Genomic DNA, 3157 nt, shown 5'->3' on the forward strand with positions numbered 1-3157 from the left:
AGTCTGAAACCGTTTTTGTGGATGAGACGGGACAAATTACCGCCAAAGAACCCGTGAGAGCCTTCTACTTTGAAGAAAATCCCCCCAGCTTAAAAATGCTCTATATTCCTTCGGGGGAGTTTTGGATGGGAACCGAAGCGGAGGAAATAGCGCAGCTAGGGGAAAAATACAATGGGGATTGGTTCAAACGAGAATCCCCCAGACATTTAGTAAAAATCGCCCCTTTTTACCTAAGTCAAACTCCGATTACCCAAGCTCAATGGTTATATATTGCCCAAAGGGAAGATTTAAAAGTAGAGCGAGATTTAAACCCAGAGCCATCATATTTTGGAGGCCGCACAAACCCCGTTGAATATGTATCTTGGTTAGATGCTGTAGAATTTTGCCAAAGGCTCTCTAAAATGACCAAGAAACAGTATCGGCTGCCCAGTGAGGCGGAATGGGAGTATGCTTGTCGTGCTGGAACCACCACTCCCTTCCACTTCGGAGCAACCCTCACCTCAAATTTAGCTAACTACAATGGTACGCAACGCTTTGCTAGGGAACCAGCAGGAGAATATCGTGCGAGAACCACCCCCGTTGGGCAATTTCCCCCCAATGGTTTTGGTTTGTATGATATGCACGGCAATGTCTGGGAGTGGTGTCAGGATGACTTCCGGGAAAATTATCAAGGCGCACCTAATGATGGTAGTCCTCGGCTAGAAAAGAGCAAAAAACAGCAAAATCAGGCAAATAAAGCTCTGCGGGGCGGTTCTTGGTACAACCATCCAGATAACTGCCGTTCTGCTTACCGCTACGACGACGTCCGCCGCGACTACTTCATCAAGTCCTTCGGTTTTCGGGTGGTGTGCGGTGCTGGGAGGACTTTGTAACCCTTTTTCTCTTTTTTTCCTTTTTACCCTTTTTCTCCTTTTCGATTTTTTTAAACAAATGTACTATATGAGGTTGGCTGATCAGTAGCTGGTTATAATTAAATTGAAGACGGGTTTTAGGTTTTCCCCTTATCAAGGTAGGGTTGATTCATGAATCAACCCTACAATCAAACCTAGGGGCAGGGGGGATCAAACCCCCTTTATCAAGGGGGGCAGGGGGGATCAAACCCCCCTTATCAAGGGGGGCAGGGGGGATCAAAACCCCCATTATCAAGGGGGGTAGGGGGGATCAAAACCCCCCTTATCAAGGTAGGGTTGATTCATGAATCAACCCTACAATCAAACCTAGGGGCAGGGGGGATCAAACCCCCTTATCAAGGGGGGCAGGGGGGATCAAACCCCCCTTATCAAGGGGGGCAGGGGGGATCAAACCCCCCTTATCAAGGGGGGCAGGGGGGATCAAACCCCCCTTATCAAGGTAGGGTTGATTCATGAATCAACCCTACAATCAATTTTTCATTTAATTATAATCACTTACTTAGAGCTTGCTGAAAAAGTACGGGCGAAGCATTCGGATAGAAAATCTACGGTTTCACCGATAGGTTATGCCCGAATGCTTCGCCCCTACAGGACGCGGGCCGATACAGGACACTAAAACCCTTACCTCGTCTATATTTCATATTTATTCAGCAAACCCTACTTATGCCTACAATAATCATCCAAAAGACCCAAAAACGTCTTTTAATCTATAGAGAAAAACTCACCGATGACCTAGAAATAGAATTAGTCAAAATACCATCGGGAACCTTTACAATGGGTTCTTCAGAACAAGAAAGTGGTAATACAAGTGAAAAGCCGCAACACAACGTCACCCTGAAAAACTTCTTGATGGGTATTTATCCTATTACCCAAGCTCAATGGTTATATATTGCCCAAAGAGAAGATTTAAAAGTAGAGCAAGATTTAAAACCAGAGCCATCGCATTTTAAAGGCAGCACAAACCCCGTTGAAAGGGTATCTTGGTTAGATGCCGTAGAATTTTGCCAAAGGCTATCTAAATTAAGTAAAAGAAAATATAGGCTACCAACGGAAGCTGAGTGGGAGTACGCTTGTCGAGCGCAAACCAAACCCTTAAATCTCGACAAAGGAGAAACCTACCCCCCCTATCACTTTGGGGAAATTCTTACCCCAGATTTAGCCAACTATGATAACAATCTCGGAAAAACCACCCCTGTTGGGCAATTCTACGCCAACGACTTTGGTTTATATGATATGCACGGAAATGTCTGGGAGTGGTGTCAAGATGATTGGCGCGAAAACTATGAGGAGATAAAAAAGAGCAAAAAACAGCAAAATCAGGCAGATAAAGCTCTGCGGGGCGGTTCTTGGTACGGCAATCCGAATAACTGCCGTTCTGCTTACCGCGTCATCTACTACCGCCGCGTCAACAACAGCCACAACGACGGTTTTCGGGTGGTGTGCGGTGCTGGGAGGACTTTGTAACCCTTTTTCTCTTTTTTCCCTTTTTACCCTTTTTCGATTTTTTTGAGCAAATGTACTATATGTGTACTATAAAAGGATTGAGAGAATTATCATGAGTAGAAAAAGGGTTTCTCCGAGAAACCCTTTTTCTGTGGGTTACTCAACGGATTTAGGATAAATTGCTTGTTGAGACGAGACAAGAGGCAATAGTAAAGGGATTGGGGGAAGTTCAACTAATCTAAGAATAAGCGGTTTAAATGCGTCTTAGCTTACATCAACAGCTGCTCATGGCTCTCCTATTCTTTGTGTGATCAGCTTAACTTACATAGGACTGATCGATCTTTGTGTCCTCTGTGTCTCTGTGGTTCCTTCCACTCGCTCGCCAGCAGGACTGTATCAGCTAAAGTGGTAGAAATTGACCAACGATTCAATTCCCCAGTGGAAAAAGTGCGATCGCATTAATGGTCTTAACTCCCTTGGGATTCGGTTCGCGCATGGTAGTAACCGGAGATGTCACCAAAACCGATTTACCGCAACAACAAGAATCGGGGTTAATTGCCGCTCAAAAAATCCTAAAATCAGTAGAAGGGATCGCTTTTTGTTACCTATCCCGGGCCGATGTGGTGCGTCATCCCTTAGTACAAAAAATCGTCTCAGCCTACGAACAGCACGAAAAATAACAGATTATGGATATTAAACATGGTTTCGTCGATGCGGTGGGTAATACTCCCCTAATTCGTCTCAATAGTTTTAGCGAGGAAACCGGCTGCGAGATTCTCGGTAAGGCCGAATTTCTTAACCCC

At 45.0% G+C, this 3157-nt stretch carries 2 protein-coding genes and 2 pseudogenes; all 4 read left to right on the forward strand.

Annotation, left to right across the window (positions count from 1 at the left end; genetic code table 11):
* Nucleotides 1–872 (forward strand): formylglycine-generating enzyme family protein (locus PX484_RS04930; protein WP_288103051.1); only part of this gene is annotated, 872 nt, incomplete at its 5' end.
* A gap of 702 nt (nt 873–1574) precedes the next feature.
* Nucleotides 1575–2375, forward strand: a complete 801-nt coding sequence (locus PX484_RS04935) for a formylglycine-generating enzyme family protein (protein WP_287764702.1) — start codon at nt 1575–1577, stop codon at nt 2373–2375.
* A gap of 440 nt (nt 2376–2815) precedes the next feature.
* Nucleotides 2816–3034 (forward strand): annotated as a pseudogene (locus PX484_RS04940) (PhoH family protein); the annotation flags it as partial.
* A gap of 6 nt (nt 3035–3040) precedes the next feature.
* Nucleotides 3041–3157 (forward strand): annotated as a pseudogene (locus PX484_RS04945) (cysteine synthase A); the annotation flags it as partial.

The sequence above is a fragment of the Microcystis sp. M49636_WE2 genome (assembly GCF_030065375.1).
GTDB lineage: Bacteria > Cyanobacteriota > Cyanobacteriia > Cyanobacteriales > Microcystaceae > Microcystis > Microcystis aeruginosa_C.

Coding starts and splice junctions, on each gene's coding strand:
- PX484_RS04935 (WP_287764702.1), top strand. CDS start 1,575: ATGCCTACAATAATCATCCAAAAGACCCAAAAACGTCTTTTAATCTAT.